Annotated in this window: 3 protein-coding genes; 1 reads left to right on the top strand and 2 read right to left on the bottom strand. The window is 39.2% G+C overall.

All coding sequences use genetic code 11. The annotated features are described in order from the left end of the window. Window positions 1–268: 268 nt before the first annotated feature. On the bottom strand, window positions 269–1,216 hold the full coding sequence (gene trxB, locus JO950_RS20925; RefSeq protein WP_202704381.1) for a thioredoxin-disulfide reductase: 948 nt from the start codon (window positions 1,214–1,216) through the stop codon (window positions 269–271). Between the two features lie 326 nt (window positions 1,217–1,542). On the opposite strand from trxB, the gene JO950_RS20920 reads away from it, so the two are divergent. Further along, window positions 1,543–3,432, top strand: a complete 1,890-nt coding sequence (locus JO950_RS20920; protein WP_202704380.1) for a prolyl oligopeptidase family serine peptidase — start codon at window positions 1,543–1,545, stop codon at window positions 3,430–3,432. 170 nt (window positions 3,433–3,602) lie between these two features. Here the strand turns inward: JO950_RS20920 and JO950_RS20915 are convergent. Further along, window positions 3,603–6,269 (bottom strand): cadherin-like beta sandwich domain-containing protein (locus JO950_RS20915; RefSeq protein WP_202704379.1); only part of this gene is annotated, 2,667 nt, incomplete at its 5' end.

Raw genomic sequence — 6,269 nt, 5'->3', positions numbered from 1 at the left:
TCTTAGATTCTTAGATTCTTAGATTCTTAGATTCTTAGATTCTTAGATTCTTAGATTCTTAGATTCTTAGATTCTTACTATAAAAAAATCCATTCGCTGTGCGAATGGATTTTTTTATAGGTAACCTCTGCAACTTTGCAACTTTGCAACTTTGCAACTTTGCAACTTTGCAACTTTGTACCTTTGTACCTTTGCAACTCTGCAACTTAGAACCTCAGAGCCTTAGCTCCTCAGAACCTCAGCCCCTCAGCCCCTCAGAACCTTCCCCCTACTCTTTTGCCGCAAGATATCTCTCAGCATCCAAAGCAGCCATACATCCTGTACCTGCAGCAGTAATGGCCTGACGGTATACGTGATCGGCAGCATCTCCGGCTACGAAAACACCTTCTACATTTGTTTTAGAAGTTCCCGGAACATTTACAATATAACCGGTTTCATCCAATGTGATGTAATCTGCAAAAATATCTGTATTGGGTTTGTGACCAATGGCAACGAAAAATCCGGTTGCCGGAATGTCAAAAATTTCACCAGTCGTTTTGTTTTTTGCTTTTATGGCATGTACTACGCTGTCGTCTCCCAAAACTTCAACGGTATCGTGGTTCATTAAAATTTCGATATTTTCAGTTTTACGAACGCGCTCTTCCATAATTTTTGAAGCTCTGAATTTCTCACTTCTTACCAACATCGTTACTTTTTTACAAAGTTTAGAAAGGTAATGTGCTTCTTCACAAGCCGAATCTCCAGCCCCTACAATAACCACTTCCTGATTACGGTAGAAGAATCCATCACAAACAGCACAAGCAGAAACTCCTCCACCCATTTGTAAATAATGCTGCTCTGAAGGCAATCCTAAATATTTAGCCGAAGCTCCTGTAGAAATAATAACAGTCTCACAGTGCAATTCGATCGTATCGTTAATCCAAACTTTATGAATGTCTCCCGAAAAATCAACTTTGGTAGCCCATCCATCGCGAATATCAGCACCAAAACGTTTTGCTTGTTCTTGTAATTGAATCATCATTTCCGGCCCGGTAACTCCATCCACATAACCCGGGAAATTTTCTACTTCATTCGTTGTAGTCAATTGACCCCCTGGCTGCATTCCCTGATATAAAACCGGATTCATATTTGCTCTGGCAGCATAAATAGCAGCAGTATAACCCGCCGGACCTGAACCAATAATAAGGCATTTAATTTTTTCGATTGTATCTGACATAATATGATTGTATTATTAATTAATGGTCACAAAAATAAGTTTTTATTGTTGGAAAACGGAACAGATTAAATCAGTTTTAACTATTTCTCAATAGAGGCTTTAACCTCCGAAGGGAAATTAAAAATAGAAACGGAATACTCCTGCTTTAAAAAGCCAACTTCTAATTACAGAAGACTTTTTCCTTTTGACTATATTTGACCATTAATAGTGTTCATTTTCAAAAACTTAACCCATCCTTTTCAACGCCTTAACAAACCTCAAACCAATCTATTCTATCTTAAATCCTTATAAAATGTACCGTTAATACAAAATTATACCTTCAGGATATGAAAACAAAAGAAAAACTGATCTGTCTGGTGCTGTTTATTTTTCAACTGATGCAGGCACAATCTTCAAAATCAGAAGCGATACGCTTTCTGGATTTCACTCCTGTTATTGACGGAAAGCTGGACGACAAACTGATAAATCTTAAAAAAAAGGAATTCAACCATTTTTTTCAGTTTGACAATCCTGCAGTCACACCCACTACAGTAAATTACCTGTTGGGCTACACCGCAACACATCTTTATTTATATATCGAAACTAAAACGGATAGTATTACTTATCGCGACAGAGGATTTATCAATGGGGACGGCTTTAAATTACTTCTCGCAAAACGTCAAAATGATTCACTTACAAACGAATACTACGACATTGCTTTCTCCCCTTCTAAAGACAAAAAATACTGGGCTCGAAAAAGAATCTGGGACTACAACCGAAACCAAAACCATGGTAAAAAACTAAGTCGCGAAACCCGATATCAAGAAATCTCTGATAATGGTACATGCGGTTTTGAGGTACTATTGGCATGGAAAGACGTATATCCTTACCATCCCTGGTTTTCTAAACAACTAGGATATAATCTGTATTTTGCGAAAGCCATACCAAACAACGCTGCAAATGGCTACTCGGTTGTTAAGGATGAAGGAATCTGGGATGAAGAAATTCCAAAAAGGAATTTCATGCCAATCGTTTTTGAAAAGCCTAAAAAGGTAAATCAATCCATTATAGCAGCTCAACTGGCCAAAAGAAATATGCAGGCTGATGAACCTCTGCAATTAAACCTAATAACAATAGCAAAAACAGCTCTGAATAAAACCATTGCCGTTACGATCCAAAATGATTCTTCCAAAATATTTCCTGATAAAAAAATAAAGGTCGGTTTAAAAAACAAACTGCAGCATAAATTAGTACCCTTTGACTCTCATAATCTAAAACCGGGTCCTTATAATTTTCTCATTCGTTCAGCCTCTGATACAATTGCATCGTACGATTTTGTCATTTTTCCTAAGTTTAACTTCGACAGCATTCGTTCACAAATTACCAGAAATCCATACCATTTACAGCAAGGCACTATAAATACCCTGCTGTTTAAAACAAACGAAGTCCAAGAGCATTACAACCATTTGAAATCCTACGAAAACGGAAAAAATGTATGGAAAGAATATCTCCAATTTGAAACGGAATTGAATTCCTTTTTAAAAGGCACTGATCCTTACATAGGAATTTTAAAACCATATCGAAGAGCCTTCCAATCAAAATACGATGCTACTTTTCAGCCTTACACCCTAAAATTACCGCATGACTATAATCCTGCAAAAAAATATCCTCTACTGGTTTTTCTTCATGGCAGCGGACAAGATGAACAGACGGTCTTAAATCAGGCCAGAAGCAGCGGTAATTTTATTGAGATTGCTCCCTTTGCCAGAGACAGGTATAATTGTTATGATTCTGAAGGTTCGCAAAATGATATTATTGAAGCCATTGAAGATGTACTGCTCTATTTTTCAGGTGATAAAAACAGAATCGTTATTGCCGGATTTTCTATGGGAGGTTATGGAGCCTTGCGAACCTACTATCAACATCCTGAATACTATAAAGGAGTAGCTGTTTTCGCAGGACATCCCGATCTGGCAAACGAGTGGCTGGGAGCAGGACATCCGAATTTTTTAGAAGATAAATTTCTTATTCCTTTTTCAAAAACTCCGGTCTTTGTTTATCATGGAAGAAAAGACGGTGCTTTACCGGTTGCCAAAGCGGAAGAATTAATACACAAACTTAAATCGAAAGGAATCTTTGTAACCGAAAGAATAATCGAGAACAAAACCCATGAGTATCCTGATGACGAGACGAACAGTATCTATTTTGAGTGGCTGACCAAAATCACCGAAAAGTGACGCTTCTGATGTAAAAAAAATCCGCAAAAATCTGATAACCACAAGAAAAAAATAATTGGATCCAAAGAAAAAGATCTCTTCTAAATTTCTTTAAAAGAGACCTTAGTCTGTTGGAATTGCTTTGTCTTTTTATATTTCAAAAAAGAATCCACTAAAAAATCAGACCAATCTTATTCCACTACAAGTTTCTCGGTTGATTCGGCCCCTTCCTGATTGACTTTCAGAACATAAACTCCCTTTTGCAATCCCTCAACAGCTATCTCATCTTTTGTGGTTTGAACAGATAAAACCATTTTCCCTGACATATCAAATATTTTTACATTTTTCACAGCAGTTGATTTAGTTTGTATATAAAGCATTCCTTTTTGTACAGGATTCGGATACACTACAAAACCTTCCATTTTATTATCAACTACTCCTAAACTACTTTTTTCGACTGTTACCGTATAGGTTTTTGCTGTACCATCCTGAGCTAAAACTTCTATTGTAATAACAGTAGTACCCGCTCCAGAGGCCAAATCTATTTTTTGGGAAGGATTTCCGCTGGCCACGGCTACCCCATTGACTTTTATGGTCGCATGGCTATCGGTCGTAACTGGTGTTAGCATTATACTACTGACTTCGTTAGGCACTTTAGCCGTATAAACTGTAGTTTCCGGGGAGAAAACCGTAGTAAGTGCCCCGGCGCTCAGGCTTACATTACTCAATGTAGCGACATTACTCAGCGTGGTAACTGTTGCCGGATTACCGGTGCCGGTTGTGGTTAAATAAGAAGGATAAGAAGCCTCTATATTCAACTCCATCACCATTGCCTGATAGGTCTTTCCCGGGGTTAGACCCGTTATCTCTATCTTATTACTGTTATTAGTCTTAAAAATAGTATACCAGCCTGTTGTACCGATCTGATCACCCTTACCAAAGGTTTGATCGTCTTTAAAATAGATATTATCCGGCACGGCAGCGGAACCTGCTCCTTCACGCATAAATACCGTTCTTACCGCCCCATTCCCATTGGTCCAGTTCAATGTAGTACTCGTCCCTGTCGTATTGGTAAAAGTAAGATTACTGGCCTGAACCGTCGGTGGCTGGTAAAGTCTGTAGATATTTATGGTATATGTTTTTACAGCACCGCTCTGAGCGGTAACTTCGATGGTGATCAAATCTTGAAAATTAAATCCCTCTTTCAAGTTACCAATCACTTGCGAAGGATTTCCACTCACCACTGCTACTCCATTTACTTTTACCGTCGCATGGGCATCTGTGGTAATTGGTCTTACCGTTATACTGCTAACCTCATTAGGTACATTGGCTACATAATCAGTGGCTTCTGATGAAAAAACTGTAGTAAGCGCTCCGGCGCTCAGGCTTACATTACTCAAAGTAGCGACATTACTTAATGTAGTAACTGTTGCCGGATTACCGGTACTGGTTGTGGTTAAATAAGAAGGATAATCGACATCTCCATACGCCTCCATCACCATTGCCTGATAAGTCTTTCCAGGTGTTAGACCCGTTATAGTTATCTCTATCTTATTACTGTTATTAGTCTTAAGAATAGTATACCAGCCTGTTGTACCGATCTGATCACCCTTACCAAAGGTTTGATTGTCTTTAAAATAGATATTATCCGGCACAGGATTACTCGAAGTTGCACCTTCACACATAAATACCGCTCTTGCCACCCCATTTCCATTGGTCCAGTTCAATGTAGTACTCGTCCCTGTCGTCTTGGTAAAAGTAAGATTAGTGGCCTGAATCGTCGGTGGTGGGTAAAGTCTGTAGATATTTATGGTATATGTTTTTACAGCACCGCTCTGAGCGGTGACTTCGATCCTGATCAAATTAGATGCGGCATTAAAATTCCCCACTTCCAGATTACTAAAGACTTGTGAAGAGCTCCCGCTAACCACTGCTACTCCATTTACTTTTACCGTCGCATGGGCATCTGTGGTAATTGGTCTTACCGTTATACTGCTAACCTCATTAGGTACATTGGCTACATAATCAGTGGCTTCTGATGAGAAAACTGTAGTAAGCGCTCCGGCGCTCAGGTTTATATTACTCAAAGTAGCGACATTACTCAGTGTAGTGACTGTTGCCGGATTAGCGGTGCTGGTTGTGGTTAAAAATAAAGGATTACCTGGGGAACCATTAAACTCCATCACCATTGCCTGATAGGTCTTTCCCGGACTCAAACCATTAATATCTACCGCATTACCTTCATTAGTCTTAACAATGGCATACCAGCCTGTTGTACCAATCTGATCCCCCTTACCAAAGGTTTGATCGTCTTTAAAATAAATATTATCCGGTACAGGATTACTCGAAATTGCACCTTCACGCATAAATACCGTTCTTGCCACCCCATTTCCATTGGTCCATTTCAATGTAGTACTCGTCATTGTCGTCTTGGTAAAAGTAAGATTAGTGGCCTGAATCGTTGGCGGCGCTAAAAGCCTGAACACTTTTATAGTGTAGGTTTTTACCGTACCATCCTGAGCCGTAACTTCGATCGCAATACGATTTGCCTTAGCATCCACATTATTTACTTCCAGATTACCAATCACTTGCGAAGGATTTCCACTGGTCACCGCTACCCCATTTACTTTTACCGTTGCATGGGTATCGGTCGTAACTGGTGTTAGCATTATACTACTAACGGCATTAGGTACATTGGCTATATAATCTGTCGTTCCCGAAGAAAAAACGGTAGTAAGGGCTCCGGCACTCAGGCTTATATTACTCAAAGTAGCAACATTTTCAGGTGTCGTCAATGTGGCAGAATTACCGGAGTTGACTGTTCTTAAATAATATGTATGACCACTAGCTCCATAAAA

The sequence above is a fragment of the Flavobacterium sp. UGB4466 genome, assembly GCF_903469665.1.
GTDB classification, from domain to species: domain Bacteria; phylum Bacteroidota; class Bacteroidia; order Flavobacteriales; family Flavobacteriaceae; genus Flavobacterium; species Flavobacterium lipolyticum.
Note: the sequence above shows the minus strand (reverse complement) of the source record. Positions and strands in the feature narration are given on the sequence as shown.

Bases quoted from the DNA above. Each gene is read 5' to 3' on its own strand.
- JO950_RS20920 (WP_202704380.1), top strand. From the start codon at position 1,543: ATGAAAACAAAAGAAAAACTGATCTGTCTGGTGCTGTTTATTTTTCAA.
- trxB (WP_202704381.1), bottom strand. From the start codon at position 1,216: ATGTCAGATACAATCGAAAAAATTAAATGCCTTATTATTGGTTCAGGT.